The following is a 24,322-nucleotide window of genomic DNA, read 5'->3' on the forward strand; positions in this document are numbered from 1 at the left end:
GTCAGGCGTCTGGCCCGCCGTCCCCCGTCACTTGCTCCCAGGCGTGAGGACCGTAGGCCACCTCGAGGTATGCGCCTCGATTGCTCGTGTAGCCCTGCTCATCGACGTGTTCGACGGTGCAGTACACGCACAGGACGCCGCTGGCGAGCACTCGGTAGGTGTACTCCGAATACGAGGGCCTGGCGGGTTTCTCGTCCTGCCAAATCGCGGGCTCGTCGCGGCCAATGAGCCTGATCTCAACGGTCATGCGCCGAACCTAGCCCAGCCGCCTCCTGCGGTGGGGGCTTTCATGCTTCCCCGCACCCGCCGTACGGCGACCGCCGGACGGCCTCGGAAGGGAGTCCCGTGATGGCCACGAAGTTTGACCGCCTCGTCGCCAAGCTGACCGCGCGCGGCGCGCGTGATCCGAAGGCCCTCGCCGCGTGGATCGGCCGCAAGCAGCTCGGTAAGGCGGCATTCCAAGCGAAGGCAGCAGCCGGGCGCCGCCGCGCCGGCCACTGAGGGGAGGCACGGTGGGCAAGGCGTTCGTGGCACAACTGGCCAGGAAGGGCGCGCGCGACCCGGAAGCCCTCGCCGCATGGATCGGCCGCCACAAGTACGGTCGCAAGGCATTCCAGCGGCTCGCCAAGGCCGGCCGTGTACGCGCCGAGCAGCACCGCGAGCTGTTGGGCCGGGTACGTCCCGAGGGCCGTATCGCCTCCGACCTGACCGGGTTCTCAGACGACGAGCTGGGCCGCTCCCTGAACGACCTCTCCCCGAGCGAGGCGCTGCGCGTTGCGGCCGAGATGGACCGCCGCGACGTCGCCGCAGGCCTGCCCGGGGCAAGGCGGGACCTGATCGGCCTCCCGGATGAGGAGCTCGGCCGCCGCGCTGGCACCGCTTCGGGTGAGGAGCTGGCCGCGATCGCCGCGGAAGCCGACCGCCGGCAGCTGGTGTCCGAGCTGTTCCCCGATGGCGCCCTCACCGCGGACCTCGGCAGCGTCGACGAGGGCCGGCTCGGCTGGGCCATCCGCTACGCCAGCCCCGACGAGGCCGAGCGGATCGCCGCGGAGATGGACCGCCGGCACCCGCCCGTGCCGCTCCACAACGCCCACGGCGCCGATACCGTCGAGGGACAGCAGGCGGACCGGGCCGCGCTCGAGGAGGCGCTCGGCTCCAACCCCGACGACTGGGCGCAGCTCGCCGACGACCACCCGGACCCGCACGCGGGCATGTCCTCGACGGAACGGTGGATCGCCGAGCGGGAAGCGGAGCAGCAGTCCTCGCAGGGCGCGTACTCGCGCGCGGAGATTCGCGACATGTACCGCGAGCACGTGTGGCACCAGATGCTCGCCGCGGACGAGGCCGTGAACGGTTACCTGTTGAACCGCCGGGCGCGGGCCGCGGGAGTCGACGTGATGAGCCTGTTTACGGGCCCGTCGCACGTGGCTTTCGCGCGCGCGTCGGAGGACCTGAAGCGCTGGTGGCAGGACCACCCGCGCACTACGCTCGCCGAGTACGAGGAGCAGATCACCGGGCAGCGTAGCCACGCAGGTAACACCGCCCGTGCAGCCCGCTCGGATCAGCAGAACCGACTATGACGGGGGACGTGATGGGCCCGCGCGAACAGCTCGTGAAAGCGCTCAACGAGGGCGCCGCAGCCGCACGCCAGGGCGCCAGCGTCACCACCTGCCCGTACCCCGCGGGCGACCTCCGGCGCTCAGCTTGGGTGCGCGCGTACGCCAAGAATCGGCCGCTGCCGGCCGAGTAGGCATCGACCGCGTCACCCTCGAGGGCCCGCCATGTGCGGGCCCTTTCGCATGTCCACGGCCCGCCTGGCGCGGGCCTTCACCTCTGCCCCTGGAGGGCACACACCATGCACAAGCGCACTCTCGCCCGCGCGCGCCTTGACGGCGCCGGATGGGCACACCCCTACGGACACGGCCCGTTCTCCCCGGTCTACGCGGACGGCGGCGACGGCGACGACTCCAGCGGCGGCGATACCGGCGGGACTGGTGACGGCGGCACTGGCGGAGCAGGCACCGGAAGCGGCTCGGCGAACCCCTGGGAAGGCTTCCAGTGGGACGGCAAAGTCGACTCCCTGCCGGACTCCGTGGCAAAGGTCATCCGAGACGCACGCGAGGAAGCCGGCAAGGCACGCACCACGGCCAAGGCGAACGCGGCCAACGATGCGCGTCAGGAGCTCCTCGCCACGATCAGCAAGGCGATCGGCCTCGACAGCGGGGAGAAGCTCCCGACAGCCGAGGAGCTGACACAGCAACTCGCCACGTCCACCGGCCAGCTCACCGCGGCGCAGGAGGACGCCCTCGCCGCCCGGATCGAGCTGTCCGTGTGGCGCACCGCGCAGCGGCTCGGCGCCAACGCGGACGCGCTCCTCGACTCCCGCGCGTTCGTCGACAAGATCGACTCGCTGGACGTCGACCCGACCGACCTGGCCGCGTTCACCACCGCTGTAGAGCAGCAGGTGACCGCCGCACTCCAGGCCAACCCGGGACTACGCGCCATGCAGGGGCCGGGCCGATCCGGCGCCGACCTCGGCGGCGCGGGCGGATCCGGGGACCAGGCGACCTCGCTCGACAAGCAGATCGCCCAAGCGCAGGCCGACGGGGACACCCGCCGCGTCCTGGCGCTGAAGACACAGCAACTCCGACAGATCAACGCTTAGGGCGGCAGGCTGACGGCCGCGCCCTCAACCCTTGAGAGGACACCATGGGTGCAGTAGCAGGGCAGGGCCTCACCTATAACCTGCCGAACTTTCACGGCGAGCTGTACACGGTCACGCCGACGGAGACGCCGTTCCTGTCCGCGATCGGCGGGCTGTCCGGCGGCAAGCGCACCAAGTCCGTCGAGTTCGAGTGGCAGACCGTCGACCGTCGCGCGTCGGTCCTGAACAACAGCGTCGTCGAGGGCGCTGCCGCTCCGGCGGGCGTGGCGCGGTCCCGCTCCAACGTGAGCAACGTGGTGGAGATCCACCAGAGCGCGGTGGAAATCTCGTACACCAAGTCGGCGGCGTCCGGCATGTACGGCGGTATCAACGTCGGCATGGACGACAACCCGGTGAACGACGAGCTCACGGCGCAGATCAATGCTGAGCTCGAGTCGATGGCCGTGGACGTCGAGCTGTCGTTCCTGTCCGGCGTCTACGCCAAGCCGGGGACGAACGCGACCGCGCGGAAGACTCGCGGAATCCTGTCGGCGATCGCGACGAACGTGAACGCGAACGCGGGCACCGGCCGCGCCCTGTCGAAGACGATCGTTGACTCGCTCCTGTCGACGATGTTCAACAACGGCGCGAAGATGCCGCAGGCCTCGACGGTGTTCATGACCGGCCCGGCGCAGAAGGTGAACCTGTCCAACCTGTACGGGACGGGCAGCCTCAACCAACCGACGATGACGAGGAACATCGGCGGCATCGCCGTCGACACGCTCGTGACGGACTTCGGAACGTTCGGCGTCATGGTCAACCGGTGGATGCCCGCCGGGCAGATCGCGGTCCTGGACCTGTCCGTGTGCGCCCCGGTGTGGCTGGAGATCCCCGGCAAGGGCTTGCTTTTCAGCGAGCCCCTCGCCAAGACCGGCTCGTCGGAGAAGTGGCAGCTGTACGGCGAGGTGGGCCTCGAGTACGGGCCGGAGAACTACCACGGGCTCATCAAGGACCTCACGTAAGGAGACGCCACGTGGCGACGTTCCAAAGCAGCATCTACCCGGGGCTCACCCTTCAGGACGATGACGGGATCTGGGCGGCATTCGCCGGCGGACGGTTCGAGACCGACGACGAGGCGGTCGCCGAGCGTCTGCGCGCCCTGCCGGAGTCCGAGGGCATCACAGAGACCAGCCCGGACGGCGATCCGGGCGACCAGGACCCGCCTGTGGGTGGCGGTGGTGAGGGGAGCGGCAACGGGCCGGAGGACGTGAAGCCTCCGGCCCGTTCCGCGTCCAAGGCCGATTGGAAGGCCTACGCCATCACTCAGGGCATGGGCGAGGACGAGGCGGACAAGGCCACGCGCGACGAGCTGGCCGCGACGTACGCGGACGGGGGCGGTGACTGATGGCCCTCACGCGCACGCGGGTGGAGGTCAAGCTCGCCACCACCCAGACCAAGCCAGATGACCTGTCCGTCCCGCAGGACGCGGTGGACTACCTCAAGGCCCTGTCGTTCGCAGACGGGGCAGGCGCGGGCGCTGCGAACCTGATCTTCCACGATCAGCGGACCCTCGCCGCGTCCGGCACCGAGAATCTCGACCTGGCCGGCGTCCTGTCCGACAAGTTCGGGCAGTCCCTCACGTTCGCCCGGATCAAGGCCGTGCTTGTGGCCGCAGCCGGGGCGAACACGAACAACGTCAACGTCACCCAGCCCGGGACCAACGGTGTGCCGCTGTTCCTGGCCGCTGGTGACGGTGTCGGCGTCCGTCCGGGCGGCATGTTCCTGTGGGTGGCGCCGGACGCCGCGGGCGCCGTCGTCACACCGGGCACCGGGGACCTGCTCACGGTGACCAACTCCGCGGCCGGCACGTCGGTGACATACGACGTGCTGATCCTCGGCGCAGCCACGTAAGGGGGTGCCCGGTGGCACGGAACTACGCCACATCGGCGGACTACCAGACGTACACCGGGCAGACCCCGCCCGCGAACATCGAGGCGCTGCTCGCCGACGCATCCCGGATGCTCGAGGCGGCCGTGTTCCGGCTGTGCTGGTACGAGGTGGACGGCGACGGCTACCCCTCCAACAGCGCGGTACGTAGCGCGTTCATGGACGCCGTATGCGCGCAGGCGCGGTGGTTCGACGAGGTGGGCGACTCGACGGGCGCGGCGGTGGCCGGCTGGACGAGCGTGTCTCTCGGTGGGGCGAGCCTGTCCCGTGCGGGCGGGGACGTGACGGGGAACGCGTCGCCCGCACGGGAGATCGCCCCGGGCGTGCTGGACGCGCTCGCGGGGATCGACCTGACGCCGGACATCTTCCGTCTCGGGGAGGTGGTGTTCTGGTGAAGCTGCCCGCGCTGTGGCTGCGGCACGAGGTGACCGTGGAGCCGTACGAGGGCGACAGCGCGAACGGGCCCCTGTACGGCGCCCCGGTGGCGGTGCGCTGCTTCCTCGACGAGCGGACACGCCTCGTGCGCGCGGGCGACGGGCGCGAGGTCACCTCCGGCGCCACGGTCTACTGCCGCTTGGATGCGGTCACCGCGCCGCCGGAGTCCCGCGTCACCCTGCCCGGCGGCCGAACAACCACCGTCATCGAGCAGGTGCCGCACGACGGCGGCGGGCTGCCCACCCCGGACCATCTGGAGGTGCAGCTCGTATGACCCAGTACACCCGCTTCCGATTCGACGGCCAACGGCAGTGGACGGGGCGCGGTTGGCGCCTCGCCTCCGACGGTTTGCGGCGGGGCCTCGAGCACGTCCTCGCCGAGTCCCGCAAGCTGGTGCCGCTGGATGAGGGCACCCTCGAGCGGTCCGGCCGCGTCGACGTCGACGGCCTGGACGGCGCCGTGTCCTACGACACCGTGTACGCCCGCAGGCAGCACGAAGAGTTGACGTGGCGGCACCTGCCCGGGCGCAGCGCGAAGTACCTAGAGATCCCGATGAACCGGGAGCGCGCCGTGGTGCTTCAGTTGATGGCGGTCCCGCTGCGGAGGTGGCTCCGTGGCTGACCTGCTGGACGGGATCGCCCGCCACCTCGACGGCAAGGGGCTGCTGTCGTACCGGCCCGCGGCCCCGGGCGGGGACTGCTTCCTCGAGTCGATGCCCGGCACCCCGGACGAGGTGATCGTGTTGACGCTGTACGGCGGTCCGGAGCCGGACTCGCGGCTCGGCTACGACGAGCCCAACCTCCAGGTACGCGGGCGCGGCGGGCAGGACCCGCGTGTCTCCCGCGGGCGCGTGCAGGCCATCTACGACGAGTTGCATGGCCTCGGCCCGATCACCCTGCCGGACGGCACCGAGCTGATCCTGTGCGTTGCCACCCAGCCCGGCGCGGCCTCGATCGGCATCGACTCCAGCGGCCGGCATGAGCACGTGTGCAACTTCCGACTTGAGACGCGGTCCGTGACCACGCACCGCGTCTGACCCACCCCTTTTCCCAGCCCGGGCGGTTCCGCTGCGGGCATCTAGTCATGCCCCGGAGGAGTCATGGCACTTCAGAAGTACAACGCGAGGGACGTCGACTTTCAGATCGAGGACTTCCTCGCCCCTGGCACGTGGATCACGATCGGCGGCATCAGCAACTTCTCCAAGTCGCACGAGGAGGAGACCGCCGACACCACCACCTTCGCCAGCCAGGGGCAGGCGGAGTCCCAGAAGATGCAGCTCGGCAAGGGCCTTCAGATCGAGGGCCTGCGGCTGCGGGACGACGCGACCGGCGCGCTCGACCCTGGCCAGGCCAAGGTCGAGGCGCTGAGCGAGCGGCTCGGCGAACAGTCTCTCGGCCGCGTCCGCTTTTCTCACAAAAGCGACACGAGCTGGGAGGTCTGGACGGCGCATGTCAGCCTCGGTGACCAGGGCGGCGACAACAACGCCAAGGTCACATGGTCCGCGACGTTCACCCGTTCGGGCGCGTCCACCACGGTGGCCAAGCCGTGACCGCACGCACCTCCCAGTCCTGGGACGACTTTTGGGCCGAGGTCTCCATCGGCCGTACCGAGGTCATCCGCGGCGTCAAGGTCGACGTACCCACGGACATGCCGCTCGCTGTCGAGAAGCGCATCGAGGAGCTGCGCGAATCCTCGGCCGAGGAGGACATCGCCGAGCTGCTGCGGCTGCTGTTCGGCGCCGACGTCCTCGACGAGTGGCGGACCAACGGCATGGGCCTGCGGGAGCTACAGACCGTGCTCACGTGGGGAATCGCGCAGGCCTCCGGTAGGGACATGTCGTTCGCCGAGGCGCTCGAGGTGGTCATCGCGGGGGACGGCGAGGGAAAACCGCTGGCCCCGCAGGGGGCGAACCGGGCGACGAGGAGAGCCGCGTCTCGAAAGCCGTCCGGGAGCACTGGTGGGCGGTCGAAGCCGACTTCACGCGCGAGTACGGGCTCGGCCCGCAAGACATCGCGCGGATGAGCCGGCGCCGCTTCTACGTGCTGCTCAGCGGGCTCTCTCCGGAGTCGATGTTCCGGCGCGTTGCGGGCGACGAGGTGGCCATCATCGACGACCCCGAGCAGATCCGCGCCGCCCTGCACTCCTGACCACACCACAACTCAACAACGGGCAGGGGGTGACGTGGGATGGCCCTGCGTATCGGCGAGCTGGTCGGCATCATCCGCGCCGACGACCGGGGCCTGCGGCGCGGCCTCAACGATGCCGAGCTGCGCATGCGCGGCTTCCAGCGGGACACCGAGGGCCGTCTCCGTCGCCTCAACGGGCGCTTTGCCAGTTCGGGTGACCTCGCTGCGGCCGGCCTGCGCCGCGGCACGGACGAGGGGCATCGCTTCAGCCTGTCGCTCGGTCGCTTGGGCGGCATGACCGGGATCCTGGGGAAGCTGGCCGGGGTCTTCGGCTCGATGGCCTTCAAGCTGGTGGCGGCTGTCCCTGCCGCGGCCAGCTTGGCGGCGACCCTCGCGAACATCGCCCCGGCTGCGGGTGTGGCCGCTACCGGCATCTTTGCTGCGGTCTCGGCGACTGCCGCACTGAAGATCGGCATGTCCGGCGTCAGTGACGCGGTCAAGGAGGCGTTTTCCGGGAAGGACCCGGAGAAGCTCGCCGAGGCGCTGAAGAAGCTCAGCCCGAACGCGCGCGAGTTCGTCCTCGCCCTCAAGGGCATGAAATCGCAGTTCGACGCGCTGAAGACGGGCGTTCAGGACACCCTCTTTCGCGGGCTCGCGCAGACCTTCCAGAGCACCGCGAAAAGCGTCCTGCCCGTCCTGCGCACCAACCTCCAGAACGCGGCCGGCGCCCTCAACAACTTGGCCACGGGCGCGCTCATGGCTGCCCGGCACCTCGCCAGTAGCGGCACGCTGGGCCAGGCGCTCGGCTCGGCAACTTCGGGCCTGAACAACCTGTCCGGCATCCCTGCGATTGTCGTCAACTCGCTCGGGCAGATCGGCGCGGCGGCGGGACCCTCGTTCGAGCGGCTCACGGCAGCGGCCGACCGGGCGGCGTCCGGGATCGGCGACAAGCTGTCCGCCGCGTTCGAGTCGGGCGCGATGCAGGACGCGATCGAGACCGCGATCGACCTGATTGGCCAGATCGCCGGCGTCGCCGCCAACGTGGGCCGCATCCTCGGCTCGGTGTTCTCCGCGGCGCAGTCCTCCGGCGGCAACTTCATCAGCACGCTACAGACGATCACCGGGGCGCTCGCTGACGCGTTCGCGTCTCCAGCCGTGCAGAGCGGGCTAAAGGCGCTGTTCGGCACCATCGCGACCCTGGCGAAGACTGCGGCGCCGCTGCTCGGCCAGGCCCTCGCCGCGCTCGCGCCCGTACTGGCCACGCTCGGCCCACCCGTCCAGATCCTCATCAAGGCACTCGGGGACGCCCTCCAGCCGATCATCAAGACGCTGGGGCCCGTCCTGGTGGCCGCGGCCGGGGCGGTCGGCGCGCTCGTCGAGGCGTTGGCCCCGCTGCTGCCCGTGGTCGGCCAGCTGATCGCCGATCTGCTGCCGCCGCTGATGCCGATCTTCACCACCCTCGCGGACCTGTTCACCCAACTCGCCCCGGTAATCCGGCAGATCGCGGACGGCCTCGGCAAGGCCCTCGGGCCTGTCCTGGAAGGGCTCGGCAAGGTCCTCTCGGAGATCGTCACGCAGTACGCGAAGCAGTTCGTCGCCATCCTGCAAGCGATGCTGCCCGTCCTGCCCTCGCTGATCGGCCTCGCCGTGCAGCTCGGCCAGTCTTTCGGGCAGATCCTGATGGCGCTCGCCCCGCTGCTGCCGCAGATCACCCTCCTGGCCACGCAGATGATCACGGCGCTGCTGCCCGCGATCGTGCCGCTACTGCCGCCGATCATCCAGCTGGCCACGCTGCTGCTGCGCCTGGCCACCGCGGTGATCACGACGGTTGTGATCCCCGCCCTGCAATTGATCGTCAAGTTCCTTCAGGGCATGCAGCACGCCCTCCAGCCGGGCATCGACGCCATCAAGTGGCTGACCGAGGGCATCGTCCGCCTGTTCACGTGGCTGTACGACACGCTGATCGGGCACAGCATCATCCCCGACATGATCAACGGCATCGTCGGATGGTTCCTCGGGCTCCCGAACCGCGCCGTCTCCGCCCTGTCCAGCCTCGGCAGCCGCATCGCCGGCGTGGCGTCCTCGGCCATGCGGACCATGGGCAACGCCATCACCCGCGGAATCGGGAACGCCGTCGACTTCATCCGCGGGCTGCCCGGCAAGGCGCGGTCCGCGCTCGGCGACCTCGGCGGCATCCTGTACGGCGCAGGCAAGAGCCTGGTCCGCGGGTTCATCAACGGCGTCAAAGACATGTTCGGCAGCGTCCGCGACACCCTCGGCAACCTGACGGACAAGCTGACGTCGTGGAAGGGCCCCGAGACCGTCGATAAGAAGATCCTGACCCCGGCCGGCCGCATGGTCATCGGGGGCTTCATGCGCGGCATCGACCTGCAAACCCCTGCCCTGCGGGCGCAGCTGCACCAGCTGACGCGCGAGATTCCCGGCATGGGGCTCGGCCTCGGTCCGGGGCGGGCCGTCTCGGGCAGTGGCGGAGTGCTGCGGATCGAGTTCGCCGGGCCAGAGGAGATGGCGCGGCTGATCCGCGGCGTCGTCGCGACCAAGGGTGGCGGCGACGTGCAACTCGCCCTTGGCAACGGGCGACGTAGGTAAAGGGGGTTTCTGGTGGACATCGACCTGCGGGGCGAGTTCCTGATCAATGGCGCGTGGGTGGATGCGACCGGCAGCCTGCTTCAGCGGCAGTCGCTCACGCACACGCGCGGGCGCCAGGACCAGGGCGCGCGCGTGGACCCGTCCACCTGCCGCCCGCTGATCAACAACACGAACGGCCAGTTCAGCCCGGACAATCCGCTGTCGCCGTACTTCGGGCAGTTCGGCCGTAACACGCCGTTCCGGCTGTCCGTGCGCGCGGGCAGTCCGGCGCTGGACCTGGTCGGCCACTTTGCCTCGCTCGCGTCCACCCCGGACACGGCCGCGCTGGGCATCCTCGGCGACATCGACATCCGCGTCGACGCCACGCTGAGCAACTGGACGTTGTACGACGTGCTCACCCTCGACACAACGCAGGTGATCGGCAAGTTTGGTGCTGTGCCCGGCCCGAAGTCGTGGTTCCTGGGCACGCGGCTCGGCAACCTCTACTTCGAGTGGTCCGCGGACGGCTCCAACTCGCTGTCCGCGTCCTCGACGGTGCCGCTTCCTGTCCCGCCCGGCGGTCGTGTCGCGGTGCGCGTCACGCTGGACGTCGACAACGGCGCGAGCGGCCGAACGGTCACGTTCTACACCGCCCCCTCGGGCACTGCCGGGCCGTGGACGCAGCTCGGCGACCCCGTGGTGCAGGCCGGCGTCACGTCCATCTTCAACAGCACCGTTGAGCTGCGGATCGGCCGCGCCACTGACGTCGGTTTCACCCAGCCGATCGGCCGCGTGCACAAGGCAGAGGTACGCAACGGCATCGACGGCACGGTCGTCGCGTCGCCTGACTTCACCGCGCAGACAGTCGGCGCCGGCTCGTTCGCGGACTCCGCGGGCCGCACGTGGAACGTGTCCAGCCCGGCATCCGTCAGCAACCGACGCACCCGCCTGTCACACGAACTGGCCGCCTACCCCACCGAGTGGCACCCCTCCGGCGCGCACGCGTGGGTGGACGCGCAAACCGCGGGCGTCCTGCGTCGCCTACGCCGCAGTCACGCCCTCGACTCGACGCTGCGCCGCCGCCTCCCGTCGGGGGCCCCGGTGGCGTACTGGCCGCTCGAGGATGGCGCGAACGCGACGCAGTTCTACAGCCCCACGCCGGGCGTTCGGCCGCTGCGAACAAGCGGCTTCGACCTCGCCAGCAGCGACACCCTCGCCGGGTCCAGCGCGCTGCCTACAGTCCGCGCCGGGGCAACCATCTTCGGGACAGTGCCGCCACCGCCCGGCAGCCAAAACCAGTGGCACACCGAATTCGTGTTCTTCATGCCGAACAATGGGCCAGCCACGGCCCGCACAGTGCTGCAATGGACCGGCAGCGGCACGGTGAAGCGCTGGGAATTGATGCTGGTCACCAACGGGGCGCGGGTCTTCGGCTACAACGACGACGACGTCCAGATCACCTCACGGCTCCTCGACCTGACCGGATTGGGCGTGTTCAACACCTGGTGCCGCTGGCAGTTCTTCGCCAGACAGAACGGCGCGAGCGTCGATTGGAGCGTGCGGTTCGTTCCGATCGGCGGAGTCGGCACAGGGCTTGTCACCACCAGCGTTCCGGGCGCTACGGGCCGCATTACGAGCGTCGTTGGGCCCGTCGGTGGCTACTCCAGCGACCTCGACGGCCTCGCCCTCGGTCACATCGGCGTATTCGCCACGCCCGATACGACCATCTACAACAACGCGGACATTGCTTTCGCGGGCGAGACTGCCGGTATCCGTATGCAGCGGCTCGCCTCGGAGGAGTCCTTGCCCGTCACGGTGTGCGGGGTGGTCTCCGCTCAGACTCTGGTCGGGGCGCAGGTGCCCGGTGGGGCCCTGGACGTCCTCGAGGACGCCGCCGACGCGGACGGCGGGATCCTCTACGAGGACCGCGAACTGCCCGCGCTGCGCTACCGGGATCGGGCCGGCATGTATAACCAGGCGCCGGCCCTGGTGTTGGAGTACAACCAGCCGGGTTTGGCGCCTCCGTTGAAGCCGACCGGGGACGATGACGCCACGGTCAACGACGTCACCGTTTCCCGCATGGGTGGCTCGTCGGCGCGGGCGTTCCTCGAGTCGGGCCCGCTGTCGGTCCTGGCCCCGCCCAACGGGGTCGGGGTCGGTTACGACACGTCGATCAGCCTGAACCTGTTCACGGACGAGCAGACGGATAACGTCGCCGGGTGGCTGCTGCATCTGGGCACGTACGACGGCCGCCGCTATCCACAGGTTCGGGTGATGGTCCACAAGGCGCCTCCCGCGCTGCTCGATCAGATCCTGGCCGTGGACGTCGGCGACAAGCTCGTCATTCGGAATCTGCCGAAGTGGGTTGGCCCGGGTGACGTCGAGCTGATCGTGCAGGGCTACGAGGAGACGTGGACCAGCGATCTCGAATGGGACATCGTTTTCAACTGCACGCCCGGCGCGCCGTGGACGGTGGCCGTACGCGATGACACCACCTTGGCCCGCCGCGACACCGCGGGCAGCCAGCTCGCCGCGGCAGCAACGTCCACACAGACCGCGATCAGCGTCCTGACCACCTTGGGCCCGCTGTGGACAGGGGCCGTGCAGGACAGCCCATACGACGTCAGTGTGGGCGGCGAGGTCGTGACCGTCACTGGGCCCGGCAGCCTGCTGAACACGAACCCGTTCTTCGGCGTGGATACGTCGGGCTGGACCGGGTCGGGCTGCACCATCTCCAGGTCAACGGCCGTCGTGATCCCGCGCCTACGGGCGGCGGCGTCGCTGCTGATCACCCCGGACGGTGTGGCCGCGTCCGGGGGCGCCAACTGCACGAAAACCGCAGTCGGCAGCATCGCCCCGGGCGCCTCCTATGTGGCGTCGATGTGGGTGTACTCGCCCGGCGGGCACTCCGACCTGCGGCCGTGTATCGACTGGTTCGACAGCGCGGGCGCGTTCCTCTCTACGGGCCTGGGCTCGGGCACGGCCGTATCGACGGGGGCGTGGACGTACCTCGAGCAGCCCCTGACCGCGCCGGCGAACGCTTCTCAGGCGAGCGTCCGGGCCCGGCATGGTGGGACGCCGTCCTCGTCGGCGATCTACTACGTGTGGGCGGTACGCATCGCCCAGACGGATGCGTCGTGGCTGTCCGACACGTTCGGCCGGACTGTCGCCGGCACGTGGGGCAACGCCGACAGCGGGCAGGCCTGGACGAATTCCGGGGGCGTGAGCACGGACTATGACGTGCTGTCCGGCTACGGACGCCACATCAACCAAGCGACGTCGACCGGCCACCATTCCACGGTTACGGCCGGGCACCCGGACTTCGACATCTACTGCGACATCACGACGGCCGCCCTGTCGACCGGGTCCTCGCAGTTCGCCGGGGTCATCGCCAGGTACACCGATCTAAACAACCTGTACGAGGCCCGGGTCGAGTTCACCACCGGCAACGCGATCATCCTGTCGGTCCGCAAACGCGTGGCAGCCGTGGAAACCCAGCTCGGCACGAACACGAGCGCGTTCACGCACGTGGCCGGGACCTTTGTGCGGGTGCGGTTCCAAGGGTCGGGGTCGTTGCTGCGGGCCAAGATCTGGCCCGCAGCAACGAGCGAGCCCACCGATTGGGAGCTCGAGGTCACTGATTCGGCGATCACGGTCGCCGGAGGCCTCGGCGTCAAGTCCGTTCGGAACGCCGGCAACACCAACACCAACGCGGATATCCGGTTCGACAACTACGAGGTTGTCAATCCGCAGGCGTTCACCGTCGTCCGGTCTGTGAACGGAATCGTCAAAGCACAGACCACGGGCACGGCCGTCAACGTGGCGCAGCCCGCCACCAGAGCACTGTGAGGAGCACGCATGGGTGATCTGCCGGCCGGGAGCACCGTGAAGGCGCTGGACACGCCGTCGACGGTGTCCAACGCGCAGTCCGCGACCGTCAGCACGACGTCGACGACGTACGCCACGGCGGGTACGGACTGCGCAGTGGTTTTCACGGCCCCGACTACGGGCCGCGTCATGATCCATCTCTCGGCGCGCATGACGCTGTCCGCTGGCTCGACGAGTGGTGCACTCATGTCGCCGCAAACCCGCACCGGTGGTGTCGTGGGCTCGGGGACCATCGTGGAGGATGCCGCCGACCAGACCGCCGTATCCCACTACGGCGGCACCGCTTTTGAGCGGCAAGGCATCTGGCATCTCTTGTCAAACCTCACGCCCGGCGCTGTGTACAACACACGCTTGCTGATGGCGCTGTCCTCAGGTGGCACCGGAACCGCCAGCTTCGCGCACCGCGAGCTGATCGTCTCGCCCGCCACCTGACCGCCCACCACCCCGTACGCCCCGCGCCATCTGGCCGGGGCTTTTCTCATGCCCGGAGGTCAATCCACATGTCGGCTCCCCTGAGCGCCGACCAGCTGCTCACCGTCCTGCGCGCCGAGGGCGTGCACGTCGTCGAACACGCAGGCTGGCGCACCCACAACCGCAACCACAAAGGCCCCTGGGGGCCGATGCACGGGATCACGATCCACCACACCGCCGGCCGTAGCTCGCTGGGCCTGGTGTACGAGGGCACGGCGGACCTGCCGGGCCCGCTGTGCCACACGCACCTGGCGAAGGACGGCACGGCCACGATGATCAGCGCAGGCCGCGCCAACCACGCTGGGACGTTCGCGCAGAACGCGTACGACGCGGCGGTGTCCGAGTCGTCGACGCACCCGCGACCCGACAGCGCCGAACCGGTCGACGGCAACAGCCACTTCTACGGCATCGAGATCGAAAATCTCGGCGACGGCAAGGACCCGTATCCGGCCGTGCAGTACGAGGCTGCGGTGCGGTGGGCGGCTGCGATCTGCCGGGCGCACCACTGGACCGCGGACAGCGTGATCGGGCACAAGGAAGGCACCCGCCGGAAGATCGACCCGTCGTTCGACATGGGCAAGTTCCGCCGGGACGTGGCCGCGCGGCTGAAGACGCAGCCGGCCGGTTCGGGTTCCTCGAGCAGCGCGCCGCCGCGGCCGACGGTGGACCTGTCCAAGCTGATCGCCGCGGCGAAGTCGAACCCGCCCGCCAAGGGCACGCCCGTCACGTACGACGGGGTCAAGACCGTCGAGGATGCCCTCGTGAAGGAGGGGCTCCTCGCGCGCAAGTACGCGGATGGCCACTACGGCACCGCCACGAAGGACGCCATGAGCGCGTGGCAGGAGCGGTGCGGCTTCCACGGCCGCAAGCCTGGCCAGCCCGCGGACGGCATCCCGGGCCTGATCACCCTCACCAAGCTCGGCAAGCGCCGCGGCTTCGACGTCAAGGAGTAACCCGATGAAGATCTCGCGCACCTGGAAGGCGGTCGTGGGCGGGCTCGCCGCCGGCGCCGCTGCCGCCGCTACCGCGGTGCAGGACGGCACGGTCACGGCCGCCGAGGGCGTCACCATCGTGCTCGCCATTCTCGGCGCCTACGGCGTGACCTGGGTGACGCCGAACCGGCAGACGGCCACCCCTCCGCGCGACCTGTAGGGAGCCACCTTGGACGCCACCACCCTCGGCAGCGTGCTCGCGCTCGCAGGGGTGTTGTCCGGCGGGCTGGTGGCGTACCTCGGGAAGCGGGGAGAGCTCGCCAACACCCGCATGAACAGCGAGATAGACCAGATTCAGGAGGAGCGCGACAAGCTGCGGGAGCAGCTCGGAGCCCGGGACCAGAAGATCGAGGGACTGCTCGAGCAGCGTCTCGCCGACCGGGAAGAGATCGCGCGTCTCCGCGTCCGTGTTGTCGAGTTGGGAGGCGATCCGTGACCCGTGCAGAGCGGGCCCTCGCGGGGTCGTGGCGGTGGATCGCCGTGTTGTGCTGGCTGTTGGCGCTCTCGGGGGCCGCGGTCATTATCTGGGGGCGGATCGAGGCCGAGGCCGGCCGCGCCGACCAGTTCGCCGCGGAGGCGGACAAGCGGGGCGAGGCTGTCGGCACCCTCGCCGCCGATGTGCGTGTCCTGCGCGCGCAGGTGAAGGCTCAGGGCGAGACTCCGAAGGCGCCGGATCCGAGTCGGGCTGTCGAGGGCCTCGACGCCCGGATGCGCGTGCCCGTCCCCATCCCTGGGCCGTCTGGACCGTCCGGCCCGCCGGGCGAGCCTGGCACGCCTGGCCCGTCCGGGAGCCCGGGCCAGAACGGGACGGACGGGCCGCCGGGCGAGAACGGCGCACCCGGGACCGACGGCGCGCCGGGCCCAGCCGGACCGGAGGGACCCCAAGGCCCGCAGGGACCGCAGGGTGACCAAGGCCCCCGCGGCGAGCAAGGTCCCCCCGGACCAGACTGCCCGGACGGCTACTCGCTACAGGCGCCGAGCTGGGACCCTGACGCCCTGGTGTGCCGGCGGAACGGCGCACCGGATCCCGGCCCGGGCGGCGGTCTGTCGTCGATGGGCCTCATTCCGCCCCGCCGCGAGTACGCATGAAATCGCCCCCTTCCGCCTTCGGGCGGGAGGGGGCGCGTTCGTCATGTCCGGAGTCACTCGGCCGTCGGCGGTAGGGCGATCACGAACACGCCCTTCCCCTGCACGCCCCGCACCAGCCCCTCGGCCGCGAGTAGCTCGAGCGCGCTCTTGATGGTCCGCCGCGACACCACGCCACCGGTCTCGGCCTCCAACTCGGACTGAGATGGGAGGCGCCGGCCGATCGGGACCTCACCGCGCCGGATGCGTTCGCGCAGCACGTTGGCGAGCTGCACGTACATCGGCGTCATGGCGCCCGGGTCAAGCTCGATCATGCAATGACCGTATGAGGACAGCCTGACCGGACATAGATCCTGATAGTCCGTCTGAGGACGTACTAAGGCGTACCAAGTTGGCGTATGGTCGCAAGGAGGCCCCCGCGGCTGACAGACCCGGGGGCGTGGCCGACGCTTCGAGGGAGCATCGACATGGCAAAGACTACGGTCATCCAGCCCCGGACGGAATCGGCCGATGCCGAGTACCGGGCCCTTACGGACCACTGCACATCGTGCCGCGCGTGCCGACGAAATACCGCCGTCACATGCCCGGTGGCCGGGCGTCTGCGCCGACAGTGGGCTGCCGCGTGGCGCGCAGCTCGAGGTAGTGCCCGATGATCTGCGCACGCTGTGACAAGCCGATCCGGCCCGGCGAGGAGTACACCACCGAGCCGATCTCCGGGGCGACCGCCGCCGGATCGGACGTCTACCTGCACAAGCGACTGTGCGCGCGCCCTCCCGCTGTGGCGCGCCCTCGAACCTACCCCCCGCAAGATCGAAACCACTACTGAAAGGCACGCAATGCACGACAGCGACAACCTGATCTTTCGTAAGTCCAGCTACAGCGGCGGCAACGGGGCCTGCGTCGAGGTCGCCGCGCTACCGGACGGCGGCCGGGCTGTCCGCGACTCCAAGAACCCGCAGGGCCCGGCGCACTTCTACACCCGGCCCGAGTGGTCGGCGTTCATCGCGGGCGTGAAGGACGGAGAGTTCGACCTCTGACCCGCGCCCCGCAGACGAGCCCGCCGCCGGCCCCGCATCCGACGGCGGGCTCTCTGCTACCCGAGGTCGGCGAACAGGGCGTGCGTCTTCGCACGTCGGCGTGAGGGTTCCGTGTAGGTGATCAATGCCAGCGACGGACGGCCGTGCGCCCGGCGTCGAGCGGGTAATAGGGGGTGACCTCCCCCTCAACGAACGACCCTGCCCGGCTGGTGGCCCCCAGGCGACTGGGTGAGGGTCGCGGCGCCCCCGCTTCGTGCGGGGGCGCTGTCGTTTGCTGTCTTTTGCACTCACCCGCGGGAGACACGGGGCATCGCCTCGCTTGCGCTTGGCCGCGGCCAAACGGGCCAAGACTCAGCAGCGTTGAGCATCATCGGGCGACATCGAATGTCGCCTATTTGTCCTGATTCTCGGAGTCTTCGCAGGTCACAATCGGGTTAATAAACGGGTTCGATTCCCGTCCGCCTCCGCTCCCCGCATCGGAACGGCACCGCCGCCGCTGGTCGTCCACTCGCTCCGTGTATCCCCTGGCGTCCAGGAATTCGAGCAGCGGCACGGCGACCCGGCGAGTGGTGTCCAGGGCCCTGCGGGCCTCGCTGAGCGTGAACGGCTGGGGCAGCCGCCGCAACACCGCCGCGGCCTGGTCGCCCGCTTCCGGAAGCAGCACGATCCCGTCGGTCACCGTGAGCAGCGCTCCCGCGGAGACCGCGGCGGCCAACGCCTTTCGGTTGAGCCCCAGTTCATTCAGCCGATCCGCCTCCGGCGCCCGGAACGGAGCTTGCGCCAGGTCGCGCCGTACCGCCTCGACGGCTGCCGCCAAGGGCGGCGGGAGGGTCGGTCTGAGACTGCCGGGCCCGTACAACCTGCCTTGCTTACGCACCAGTTCGGATGCGCCCGGCAGGCCGGCGAGCGCGTCGACCAGGGACCGGTCGGGCAGCCCGAGCAGCCTGCGTGCCGCCTCGGCCGGCAGGCCCGGTTCCAGCGGGTGCTGCTCGGCGTACCGCTCCACTTCCGCCCCGAGACGCTCGCGCAGTTCCGCCCAGTGGACCTCGTCGGCCAGCCAGTCCCCCGCCACGGGCATGGCGGGCACCGGTACACCCATCGCCGACAGCTCGGAACTGCGGACGAGTCGCCGCCGACGCAGTTCTCCGGCGCCGTCCGGCCGGCCGGTCATGTCGGCCAGCTCGGCCGCCCTGGCCCGCCCCGCGCCACGGCGGGTCAGCCGCGGCGGCTGCACATCCAGCACCGTCACGCCGCAGGGCATACGCCGGCCGCCCGGCTCCCGCAGGACCGCCCGGTCCCCTACACGCAGAGGCAGTGCCTGGCGCAGCGTCAGTCTGGCGGTGTCCTCGCCCAGCGGACGGACGGCCGCCACGACGGCGCAGGTGCCGATGTGCAGAACGACCGTGCGCGGCAGCTCGCGGGCCGGTTCAACGGCGATCCGGACGTCGATCACCTCGGTGACCAGCCAGCGGTCCGGTGTCAGCAGAACCTGCCCCCGGCGCACGGCGCCGTCCACGGAGCCGTGGAGTTTCACCGCCACCCGTGCCACCGCGCGGACGTCGGCCCGCTCCTCGTGCAGGCACTGCAGACCACGCACCCTCAGGACGGCCGATCCGTCCCCCGTCACCAGTCGGTCGCCTACGCGCAGCGTGCCCGCGCCGAGCGTGCCGGTCACCACGGTGCCGTGGCCGCGTACCGTGAAGGCGCGATCCAGCCACAGGCGCACGTCCGCATCGGCGGGCGGCTCGGGCAGCGAGCGTGCCAACCGGTCCAGCTCCGTGCGCAGTTCGTCCAGTCCGGCGCCGGTCACCGCGCTCACCGCCACGGACGGCACCTTGCCCAGGGACGTCTCGGCGATGCGCTCGACGGCGTCGGCTCGCACGGGCTCGGGGTCCGCCAGGTCGGAGCGGGTCACCGCCAGCACGGCGTGCCGCACTCCGAGCGCGTCGAGGATCGCGAGGTGCTCCTGCGACTGTGGCTGCCAGCCCTGGTCGGCAGCCACCACGAACAGCACGGCGGGCACGGGCCCCACCCCGGCCAGCATGGTCGCCACGAACTTCTCGTGGCCGGGTACGTCGACGAAGGCGATGTGCTCCTCGTCCGGGCCGAGCCGGGTCCACACGAACCCGAGGTCGAGGGTCAGGCCCCTGCGCCGCTCCTCCTCCAGGCGGTCGGGCTCCATCCCGGTGAGTGCACGGACCAGGGCGGACTTTCCGTGGTCGACGTGCCCGGCGGTGGCCAGGACCCGCATCACGCCTGCCTCTCCGCGGCCGCCCGCACGGCCTCGGCGAGCCGTTCGTCGTCCTCGGGGGGCACGGCCCTCAGGTCGAGCAGGCACCGCCCCGCCTCCAGGCGACCGACCACGGCGGTGGCGCCGGTACGCAGGACGGCGGCGTAGGGCTCCGGCAGGGAGACCGCGGCGCTCGGCAGGGTCACACCGGGCGCACCGCCACCGCCCACCGTGGCCAGGCTCTCGACGGCCCGTGCGTCGATGCCGTCACGGGCCAAAGCAGCCGCGAGCCGGTCGGCGCGGCGCACGAGCCCGCCCGGGTCGGCGGCCAGAGCGGTGGCCGTCGGGGGCGGCGGGCCGGTGAGTGTCGCCTCCAGCGCGGCCAGGGTCAGCTTGTCCACGCGCAGGGCGCGCGCCAGCGGATGGCGCGACACCGTGCGGACCAACTCCTCTTCGCCCAGCAGCAGTCCGCACTGGGGCCCGCCGAGGAGTTTGTCGCCGCTCGCGGTGACGAGCGAGGCACCGGCCCGCAGTTGGGTCTCGGCGTCGGGCTCCTCGGGCAGCGATGGATGGGGAGCGAGCAGACCGGAGCCGATGTCGGCCACCACCGGGGCGCCCAGCGCCGCGAGTTCGCCCACGCCGGCGGCCCGGGTGAACCCGGTGATACGGAAGTTGGAGGGATGCACCTTCAGCACGAAACCCGTCTCCGGGCCGATCGCGGCGGCGTAGTCGGCCGCTGTGGTGCGGTTGGTGGTGCCGACCTCGCGGAGCCGCGCCCCGGTGGACACCAGCAGGTCCGGCAGCCGGAAGCCGTCCCCGATCTCCACCATCTCGCCCCGGCTGATGACGATCTCCTTGCCGGCGGCGAGCGCGGTGGCCACCAGCACGAGAGCGGCGGCGCCGTTGTTGACGACATGCGCGGCGGCCGCGGACGGCACCCGGTCGCACAGTGCTCTCAATGCCGTACGACCCCGGCGGGCCCGTACGCCGGTCGGCAGGTCCAGCTCGACGTCCGTGGGCCCGGCGGCCTCCTGAACCGCCTGCCGGGCCGCGGCCGACAGAGACGCCCGGCCGAGGTTGGTGTGGAGCACGACGCCGGTGGCATTGATCACCGACCGCAGCCCGCCGGGGGTACGGGGCAGTAGGGCGACCGCCGCGTCCTCCACCTGCTCGGGCGGGATGCGGCCCTCCCGTGCCTGTTCCTGCGCCTGCCGGACCGCCGTCTTCACCACGTTCGATCCCAGCCGGACCACCGCCTGCGACAGCCGCGGATCACGCAGCACGGCGTCGGTGCGGGGGATCCGCCGCCGCACGTCGGCGCGTTCGTGACGCCGGGTGGGAGTGGCGGCGCCGGATGCGGCCGCCGTCGCCTCGTCCCCGGTCCTCACCTGTGTGACCCGCTGCTCCATGCAGCCCCTCCACTCCGGCACGGCCGTTCCCTGTGCGGGGACACCTCATCGTCTCTCAGTGCCCGCGAGCGGCCGTTCGACACGCCGGGACCCCGAGGGTCGGCAAGGTCAGCGCTCGGTGCCGGAGGCGATCCGGTATCGGTCGAGGGCCCGCCTCAACTCGTCCCGTTCCTCCTGCGGCAGTTCGCCGCCTTGGGCGAACGCGAGGAGGTGTTCCGCGACGAGCCGGAGCTTGGTGTTGGTGCGCTGGGACACGTCCCTCAGGACCCGCCAGGCCTCTTCGGGCGAGATCTTCCCCAGGACGACGACGACACCGATGGCCTGGTCGACGAGGGCGTGCGAGGTGACGGCGTGCCGCAGTTGTTCGACCTCCGCTTGCATCCGCTCGCACTCCCCCGCCAGACCGGGGGCCTGGAATGAATGCTGCGGCCGGTGTGTGAACCGTGCGAAGAAGGCCATGAGTCACCTGGCTGAGCGAAGGGGGCGTGTTGGGCACCATGCCCCGGTTTCTCCTCTCCACTTTCTCGCAGGTGGCCCGCGAACACGACCCAAGCTTGCGCCACGTCTGTTTCTCGCCGGAGCAATCCGGGTCATGTCCTGCTGTCGATCAAGCCCGAAGTGGGCCGCAGGACTCCGTCGGGTCAGCGTTCTGCCGGCGCGGCGCCGCGCAGCGTGTCGTTCTGGCGCTTCAGGGCCACCGTGGTGGTGACGCGCACGAGGCACGGCCTCCGGGGAGTCGAGCCGAACCCGAACCGGACGGGCGGTTCGACCGGCGCGAGGAGCCCGAGGTCCTCCCCCTCGTACCGCGCGTGGGCCGCGACGACGGGATGCAGGTCCTTCGCGCCGTACCACTCGTACCGGCCGGCGCCCGCGCTGCCGCAGATCCGCACACCCGGCAGTGCCCGGGCGAGCACCGCCACACAGGAGATCCATCCCGGACGGGCCGCCAGCGGGGCGGGCACGGCTCTGAGCAGGAATCCAAGGAGGCCTCTGCGACCCGTGGTGAAGCGCAGGGTCAGGGTGGACGCCTCGACCGTCCAGTCCTGCTCTGCGACATCCACCCTGACGGGCACGATCCTCACCTCGTCGAAGGCATAGGTACCGGCGACGAACGTCGCGATCAGCGGGGTCGGGGCCAGCAGAACGCGGTGCCCGTCCGGCCGCTCGAGCATCACATCGGCGAACGGGCCGAACGGCGCCCGTGGCCAGTACCCCACTACCGCACGTGTACCGGACGACGTGCCGATCCCCGTGATCCAGCCGTCGAAGCGCAGTCGAGTACGACCGGCGGACCGCCTGCTCACTCTGGCCGTCACCGGCCGGCCGGGACCCATGATGGCTGCCCCTCACGCGCCCGGTGCGCCCGCGGACGGGGCGGTGCCGACACGCCGTCGGGACGTGGATGTTCGTGCACGCCCCGGCGCGCCGCTCTGCGCGCCGGCCCGGTGAAGTCTCCGGTCCTTCTCCGGTGCCCGTCCACCGTCGAAGTCGTGGCCGTCCGGTCAGCCGTGGCCGGCCCGTTCACGCCGCAGGCGGCGTCCCACGACCCATAGATCCAACGCCGCCGCCACCGCCAGGGCCGTACAGATCGCAGCGAGCACGATCAGCACTCCGCGCCCCGGGGACGAGCCGGCCGAGGACTCGACGGCCCACCACCAGAGCAGGGCGGCCCCCACGGCGAAGACGGCCAGGAAGACACCACTGAGCGTCTCACGCAGGCGCAGCGCGCTGCGGGCGGTGCGCGGCTCCGACCCCGTTCTCACCGGACGTCGCGCGGCCCTCGACGAGGACCTCGGCACCGGACCGGGACCGGCGGGCGGGTGAGTCCGCTCGGCGGCGTGCCGGGCACGGCCGCCTGGTTCATCGCTCATGACACACTCCGCTGCACGTCACTTGTGTGCACCTTGCTCGTGCTCAACGGTGCCGGCGGAACCACCGCGCCACGGCGGACGGCGTCCCGCGCGGCACCGGACACCCGTGTTGCAGACGCAGTACGGGTCGGCCTCCTCGGCCGCACCGACCGTCCAGCAGCCCGGTGTGCCGACGGCTTCGGCACACCCGCCTGGCTTGTGGAGCCATGGGGCGTCACGGGGCGTGGCGAGACCGCGGTACGCCGTCCCGCAGGTCCACCCCTCACCAGGTCTGCCCTTGATCATGCTGATCGCCTCCTGGTCGCTCGGCCGGGGCGGCCCTCGGCCTGCCGCAGCGGGCAACGCCGGGCACGCCGCCTTCAGGTGCCGCGGGAGGAGCGGGTGGTGAGTGCGTCCTTCACCCGGTCGATCATCGAAGCGAAGGGGCCTGTCATCCACTGGGCGGCGCGCGAACCGGCCGCGCTCGGGTGCGGATGGGTGGGTGCCATCTTCTCGGCGGCTTTCAGCTTGGCGCCCATCCTCTTGAGCCGGTCCTCGTCGCAGGCCGCCCGCACGGCAGGGAACTCCTCCTGCTCCTCGTGCTCCGCGTGGTCGATCACCGACTGTTCGAAGGCGGCGAACTCCGCGTCGAACTCGGAACTGCCGACATCCATCTTCTCCAGCCGGGCGAGCACGTTGTTGGCCTCGGCCTCCTCGTCGTTGCGGGCTTCCGCCTCGGCCTCTCCGGCGGTCTTCTCCGCCACCGGCCGCAGGATCATCTCCTCGGCGGTCTCATGGACCGCGAGCAGAGCCCTCAGCTCGTCGAAGCACTGCTGCTTCTGCTCACCCCGCGAACTCTTCACCTCGCCGAACAGATCACGGATCCGGGCATGCTGCTCCAGCAGGATGCGCACCACGTCGCCCTCAGGGAGCTTCGCGGCTTCCTCGCGTTCCTTCGTCGCACTTCCCACGGTGCCGGCCTCCTCATCGTGCCGAAGGTAGGTTCACGGCCGAGTACCCCACCGGATCGGGTCGTAAGGCAAAAAACAGGACGCCCGGCTTGTCAACTCGTGTGGCGCGTGCCGGAGGCGACCGCCTGGGACCTCCTCCGCCCCACCGACGGCGGCCCCGCCCGGGGAGAGCGCCTCGGTCCGTACGCTCACGGACAGCACCCCATGCGCTCCTGAGCAGGACACACCCCTGGTCCGCGCCTGAGGAGCCAGCCGCACCGACGGTGCCGGCGTGCGGCGACCGGTCCTGGATCATCCGAGAGGGGAAGCCGGCCCCTGCGGGCGGACGTCTGCGCAAGGAAGATCCTCCCGCCGACCCAGGGGCGGTCGCCGCACCCGTCGAGAACGCCCATACCGCTCGGGACGGGCGCGCGCCGGCGTGGTCTCGGCACCTCGCCGCTCACCGTTACGCCCCCGGCCGCCACGCGGGGGCGTATCTTGCACACCCCACCGCGTTGTCGATAACCTAGAAGGCTTTCCAGGCCATGGATCTGGGCCGAATAACGGCCATCCGCGCCGGGAATGAAAAGACTGCCATGTGTGCCGGGACCATGATGGGTACGGCGCTCTGGTGGGAGCCACGGGGACGCCCCGTGCCGGCTGCTGAA

At 70.6% G+C, this 24,322-nt stretch carries 30 protein-coding genes; 22 read left to right on the top strand and 8 right to left on the bottom strand.

Annotation, left to right across the window (positions count from 1 at the left end):
- Window position 1: 1 nt before the first annotated feature.
- Window positions 2-247 (bottom strand): hypothetical protein, encoded by a 246-nt coding sequence (locus tag ABZ904_RS08650; RefSeq protein WP_361822066.1) that lies wholly within the window; start codon window positions 245-247, stop codon window positions 2-4.
- A 101-nt stretch (window positions 248-348) separates the two neighbouring features.
- Here ABZ904_RS08650 and ABZ904_RS08655 point away from each other — a divergent pair, with 101 nt between their 5' ends.
- The 21 genes from ABZ904_RS08655 to ABZ904_RS08755 all read left to right on the top strand — a co-directional run bounded on the left by ABZ904_RS08655 (window position 349) and on the right by ABZ904_RS08755 (window position 16,181).
- Window positions 349-501 carry a hypothetical protein gene (locus ABZ904_RS08655; protein ID WP_361822068.1) on the top strand — a complete coding sequence of 51 codons (153 nt, stop codon included), beginning with the start codon at window positions 349-351 and terminating at the stop codon, window positions 499-501.
- A gap of 11 nt (window positions 502-512) precedes the next feature.
- Window positions 513-1,580 (top strand): hypothetical protein, encoded by a 1,068-nt coding sequence (locus ABZ904_RS08660; protein ID WP_361822071.1) that lies wholly within the window; start codon window positions 513-515, stop codon window positions 1,578-1,580.
- Window positions 1,577-1,750 carry an Rmf/CrpP fold protein gene (locus tag ABZ904_RS08665; protein WP_361822074.1) on the top strand — a complete coding sequence of 58 codons (174 nt, stop codon included), beginning with the start codon at window positions 1,577-1,579 and terminating at the stop codon, window positions 1,748-1,750. Before ABZ904_RS08660 ends, ABZ904_RS08665 begins: the two co-directional genes overlap by 4 nt.
- Before the next feature lie 105 nt (window positions 1,751-1,855).
- Window positions 1,856-2,665: a hypothetical protein gene (locus ABZ904_RS08670; RefSeq protein WP_361822077.1), complete on the top strand. Its 810-nt coding sequence runs from the start codon at window positions 1,856-1,858 to the stop codon at window positions 2,663-2,665.
- 44 nt (window positions 2,666-2,709) lie between these two features.
- The gene (locus ABZ904_RS08675; RefSeq protein ID WP_361822080.1) at window positions 2,710-3,666 is read left to right on the top strand and encodes a DUF5309 family protein; all 957 of its coding nucleotides are present in this window, start codon (window positions 2,710-2,712) and stop codon (window positions 3,664-3,666) included.
- A gap of 11 nt (window positions 3,667-3,677) precedes the next feature.
- Window positions 3,678-4,049, top strand: a complete 372-nt coding sequence (locus tag ABZ904_RS08680; RefSeq protein ID WP_361822082.1) for a hypothetical protein — start codon at window positions 3,678-3,680, stop codon at window positions 4,047-4,049.
- Window positions 4,049-4,555, top strand: a complete 507-nt coding sequence (locus ABZ904_RS08685) for a hypothetical protein (protein WP_361822084.1) — start codon at window positions 4,049-4,051, stop codon at window positions 4,553-4,555. Before ABZ904_RS08680 ends, ABZ904_RS08685 begins: the two co-directional genes overlap by 1 nt.
- A gap of 11 nt (window positions 4,556-4,566) precedes the next feature.
- Complete coding sequence (locus tag ABZ904_RS08690; protein WP_361822087.1) at window positions 4,567-4,986, top strand: hypothetical protein; 420 nt, start codon at window positions 4,567-4,569, stop codon at window positions 4,984-4,986.
- Window positions 4,983-5,300 (top strand): hypothetical protein, encoded by a 318-nt coding sequence (locus ABZ904_RS08695; RefSeq protein WP_361822089.1) that lies wholly within the window; start codon window positions 4,983-4,985, stop codon window positions 5,298-5,300. The genes ABZ904_RS08690 and ABZ904_RS08695 overlap by 4 nt, the downstream gene beginning before the upstream one ends.
- The gene (locus ABZ904_RS08700) at window positions 5,297-5,647 is read left to right on the top strand and encodes a minor capsid protein (RefSeq protein ID WP_361822092.1); all 351 of its coding nucleotides are present in this window, start codon (window positions 5,297-5,299) and stop codon (window positions 5,645-5,647) included. The genes ABZ904_RS08695 and ABZ904_RS08700 overlap by 4 nt, the downstream gene beginning before the upstream one ends.
- Window positions 5,640-6,062, top strand: coding sequence for a minor capsid protein (locus tag ABZ904_RS08705; protein ID WP_361822095.1), 423 nt, complete (start codon window positions 5,640-5,642; stop codon window positions 6,060-6,062). Before ABZ904_RS08700 ends, ABZ904_RS08705 begins: the two co-directional genes overlap by 8 nt.
- A gap of 63 nt (window positions 6,063-6,125) precedes the next feature.
- Window positions 6,126-6,575 (top strand): hypothetical protein, encoded by a 450-nt coding sequence (locus ABZ904_RS08710; RefSeq protein WP_361822098.1) that lies wholly within the window; start codon window positions 6,126-6,128, stop codon window positions 6,573-6,575.
- Complete coding sequence (locus ABZ904_RS08715; protein ID WP_361822100.1) at window positions 6,572-7,048, top strand: hypothetical protein; 477 nt, start codon at window positions 6,572-6,574, stop codon at window positions 7,046-7,048. The genes ABZ904_RS08710 and ABZ904_RS08715 overlap by 4 nt, the downstream gene beginning before the upstream one ends.
- A complete protein-coding gene (locus ABZ904_RS08720; RefSeq protein WP_361822103.1) occupies window positions 7,045-7,173 on the top strand; it encodes a hypothetical protein in 129 nt (42 codons plus the stop codon). The genes ABZ904_RS08715 and ABZ904_RS08720 overlap by 4 nt, the downstream gene beginning before the upstream one ends.
- 39 nt (window positions 7,174-7,212) lie before the next feature.
- The gene (locus tag ABZ904_RS08725; RefSeq protein WP_361822105.1) at window positions 7,213-9,762 is read left to right on the top strand and encodes a hypothetical protein; all 2,550 of its coding nucleotides are present in this window, start codon (window positions 7,213-7,215) and stop codon (window positions 9,760-9,762) included.
- A 12-nt stretch (window positions 9,763-9,774) separates the two neighbouring features.
- Entirely contained in the window at window positions 9,775-13,590 is a 3,816-nt protein-coding gene (locus ABZ904_RS08730) for a hypothetical protein (RefSeq protein WP_361822108.1), read from the top strand.
- A gap of 9 nt (window positions 13,591-13,599) precedes the next feature.
- Window positions 13,600-14,061: a hypothetical protein gene (locus tag ABZ904_RS08735; protein WP_361822111.1), complete on the top strand. Its 462-nt coding sequence runs from the start codon at window positions 13,600-13,602 to the stop codon at window positions 14,059-14,061.
- A gap of 68 nt (window positions 14,062-14,129) precedes the next feature.
- Entirely contained in the window at window positions 14,130-15,053 is a 924-nt protein-coding gene (locus tag ABZ904_RS08740; RefSeq protein ID WP_361822113.1) for an N-acetylmuramoyl-L-alanine amidase, read from the top strand.
- Between the two features lie 4 nt (window positions 15,054-15,057).
- Window positions 15,058-15,252: a hypothetical protein gene (locus ABZ904_RS08745; RefSeq protein ID WP_361822116.1), complete on the top strand. Its 195-nt coding sequence runs from the start codon at window positions 15,058-15,060 to the stop codon at window positions 15,250-15,252.
- 9 nt (window positions 15,253-15,261) lie between these two features.
- Window positions 15,262-15,528 carry a hypothetical protein gene (locus tag ABZ904_RS08750; protein WP_361822118.1) on the top strand — a complete coding sequence of 89 codons (267 nt, stop codon included), beginning with the start codon at window positions 15,262-15,264 and terminating at the stop codon, window positions 15,526-15,528.
- Complete coding sequence (locus ABZ904_RS08755) at window positions 15,525-16,181, top strand: collagen-like protein (protein WP_361822121.1); 657 nt, start codon at window positions 15,525-15,527, stop codon at window positions 16,179-16,181. Before ABZ904_RS08750 ends, ABZ904_RS08755 begins: the two co-directional genes overlap by 4 nt.
- Window positions 16,182-16,234: 53 nt before the next feature.
- Here the strand turns inward: ABZ904_RS08755 and ABZ904_RS08760 are convergent, their stop codons facing one another.
- On the bottom strand, window positions 16,235-16,492 hold the full coding sequence (locus tag ABZ904_RS08760) for a GntR family transcriptional regulator (RefSeq protein ID WP_361822123.1): 258 nt from the start codon (window positions 16,490-16,492) through the stop codon (window positions 16,235-16,237).
- Between the two features lie 522 nt (window positions 16,493-17,014).
- Here ABZ904_RS08760 and ABZ904_RS08765 point away from each other — a divergent pair.
- On the top strand, window positions 17,015-17,215 hold the full coding sequence (locus ABZ904_RS08765; RefSeq protein ID WP_361822126.1) for a DUF397 domain-containing protein: 201 nt from the start codon (window positions 17,015-17,017) through the stop codon (window positions 17,213-17,215).
- Between the two features lie 391 nt (window positions 17,216-17,606).
- Here ABZ904_RS08765 and selB read toward each other — a convergent pair whose 3' ends face one another.
- The 6 genes from selB to ABZ904_RS08795 all read right to left on the bottom strand — a co-directional run bounded on the left by selB (window position 17,607) and on the right by ABZ904_RS08795 (window position 23,675).
- Window positions 17,607-19,466, bottom strand: a complete 1,860-nt coding sequence (selB, locus tag ABZ904_RS08770; protein ID WP_361822244.1) for a selenocysteine-specific translation elongation factor — start codon at window positions 19,464-19,466, stop codon at window positions 17,607-17,609.
- Complete coding sequence (gene selA, locus ABZ904_RS08775; RefSeq protein ID WP_359392715.1) at window positions 19,466-20,854, bottom strand: L-seryl-tRNA(Sec) selenium transferase; 1,389 nt, start codon at window positions 20,852-20,854, stop codon at window positions 19,466-19,468. Before selA ends, selB begins: the two co-directional genes overlap by 1 nt.
- A 108-nt stretch (window positions 20,855-20,962) precedes the next feature.
- Window positions 20,963-21,235, bottom strand: a complete 273-nt coding sequence (locus ABZ904_RS08780; RefSeq protein ID WP_359392713.1) for an ANTAR domain-containing protein — start codon at window positions 21,233-21,235, stop codon at window positions 20,963-20,965.
- Window positions 21,236-21,495: 260 nt separating this feature from the next.
- Window positions 21,496-22,188, bottom strand: a complete 693-nt coding sequence (locus ABZ904_RS08785; protein ID WP_361822129.1) for a hypothetical protein — start codon at window positions 22,186-22,188, stop codon at window positions 21,496-21,498.
- A 168-nt stretch (window positions 22,189-22,356) separates the two neighbouring features.
- Window positions 22,357-22,725 carry a DUF6343 family protein gene (locus ABZ904_RS08790; protein WP_360997321.1) on the bottom strand — a complete coding sequence of 123 codons (369 nt, stop codon included), beginning with the start codon at window positions 22,723-22,725 and terminating at the stop codon, window positions 22,357-22,359.
- 359 nt (window positions 22,726-23,084) lie between these two features.
- Window positions 23,085-23,675, bottom strand: coding sequence for a hemerythrin domain-containing protein (locus ABZ904_RS08795; RefSeq protein WP_359392707.1), 591 nt, complete (start codon window positions 23,673-23,675; stop codon window positions 23,085-23,087).
- Window positions 23,676-24,322 lie beyond the last annotated feature (647 nt).

The organism is Streptomyces sp. NPDC046900 (assembly GCF_040644975.1).
Lineage (GTDB): Bacteria > Actinomycetota > Actinomycetes > Streptomycetales > Streptomycetaceae > Streptomyces.

Excerpts from the sequence above, each read along its gene's own strand:
- ABZ904_RS08650 (WP_361822066.1), bottom strand. The coding sequence starts at position 247 with ATGACCGTTGAGATCAGGCTCATTGGCCGCGACGAGCCCGCGATTTGG.
- ABZ904_RS08655 (WP_361822068.1), top strand. The coding sequence starts at position 349 with ATGGCCACGAAGTTTGACCGCCTCGTCGCCAAGCTGACCGCGCGCGGC.
- ABZ904_RS08665 (WP_361822074.1), top strand. The coding sequence starts at position 1,577 with ATGACGGGGGACGTGATGGGCCCGCGCGAACAGCTCGTGAAAGCGCTC.
- ABZ904_RS08670 (WP_361822077.1), top strand. The coding sequence starts at position 1,856 with ATGCACAAGCGCACTCTCGCCCGCGCGCGCCTTGACGGCGCCGGATGG.
- ABZ904_RS08675 (WP_361822080.1), top strand. The coding sequence starts at position 2,710 with ATGGGTGCAGTAGCAGGGCAGGGCCTCACCTATAACCTGCCGAACTTT.
- ABZ904_RS08685 (WP_361822084.1), top strand. The coding sequence starts at position 4,049 with ATGGCCCTCACGCGCACGCGGGTGGAGGTCAAGCTCGCCACCACCCAG.
- ABZ904_RS08700 (WP_361822092.1), top strand. The coding sequence starts at position 5,297 with ATGACCCAGTACACCCGCTTCCGATTCGACGGCCAACGGCAGTGGACG.
- ABZ904_RS08710 (WP_361822098.1), top strand. The coding sequence starts at position 6,126 with ATGGCACTTCAGAAGTACAACGCGAGGGACGTCGACTTTCAGATCGAG.
- ABZ904_RS08720 (WP_361822103.1), top strand. The coding sequence starts at position 7,045 with ATGAGCCGGCGCCGCTTCTACGTGCTGCTCAGCGGGCTCTCTCCGGAG.
- ABZ904_RS08725 (WP_361822105.1), top strand. The coding sequence starts at position 7,213 with ATGGCCCTGCGTATCGGCGAGCTGGTCGGCATCATCCGCGCCGACGAC.
- ABZ904_RS08735 (WP_361822111.1), top strand. The coding sequence starts at position 13,600 with ATGGGTGATCTGCCGGCCGGGAGCACCGTGAAGGCGCTGGACACGCCG.
- ABZ904_RS08740 (WP_361822113.1), top strand. The coding sequence starts at position 14,130 with ATGTCGGCTCCCCTGAGCGCCGACCAGCTGCTCACCGTCCTGCGCGCC.
- ABZ904_RS08745 (WP_361822116.1), top strand. The coding sequence starts at position 15,058 with ATGAAGATCTCGCGCACCTGGAAGGCGGTCGTGGGCGGGCTCGCCGCC.
- ABZ904_RS08760 (WP_361822123.1), bottom strand. The coding sequence starts at position 16,492 with ATGATCGAGCTTGACCCGGGCGCCATGACGCCGATGTACGTGCAGCTC.
- ABZ904_RS08765 (WP_361822126.1), top strand. The coding sequence starts at position 17,015 with ATGCACGACAGCGACAACCTGATCTTTCGTAAGTCCAGCTACAGCGGC.
- selB (WP_361822244.1), bottom strand. The coding sequence starts at position 19,466 with ATGCGGGTCCTGGCCACCGCCGGGCACGTCGACCACGGAAAGTCCGCC.
- selA (WP_359392715.1), bottom strand. The coding sequence starts at position 20,854 with ATGGAGCAGCGGGTCACACAGGTGAGGACCGGGGACGAGGCGACGGCG.
- ABZ904_RS08780 (WP_359392713.1), bottom strand. The coding sequence starts at position 21,235 with ATGCAAGCGGAGGTCGAACAACTGCGGCACGCCGTCACCTCGCACGCC.
- ABZ904_RS08785 (WP_361822129.1), bottom strand. The coding sequence starts at position 22,188 with ATGGGTCCCGGCCGGCCGGTGACGGCCAGAGTGAGCAGGCGGTCCGCC.
- ABZ904_RS08790 (WP_360997321.1), bottom strand. The coding sequence starts at position 22,725 with ATGAGCGATGAACCAGGCGGCCGTGCCCGGCACGCCGCCGAGCGGACT.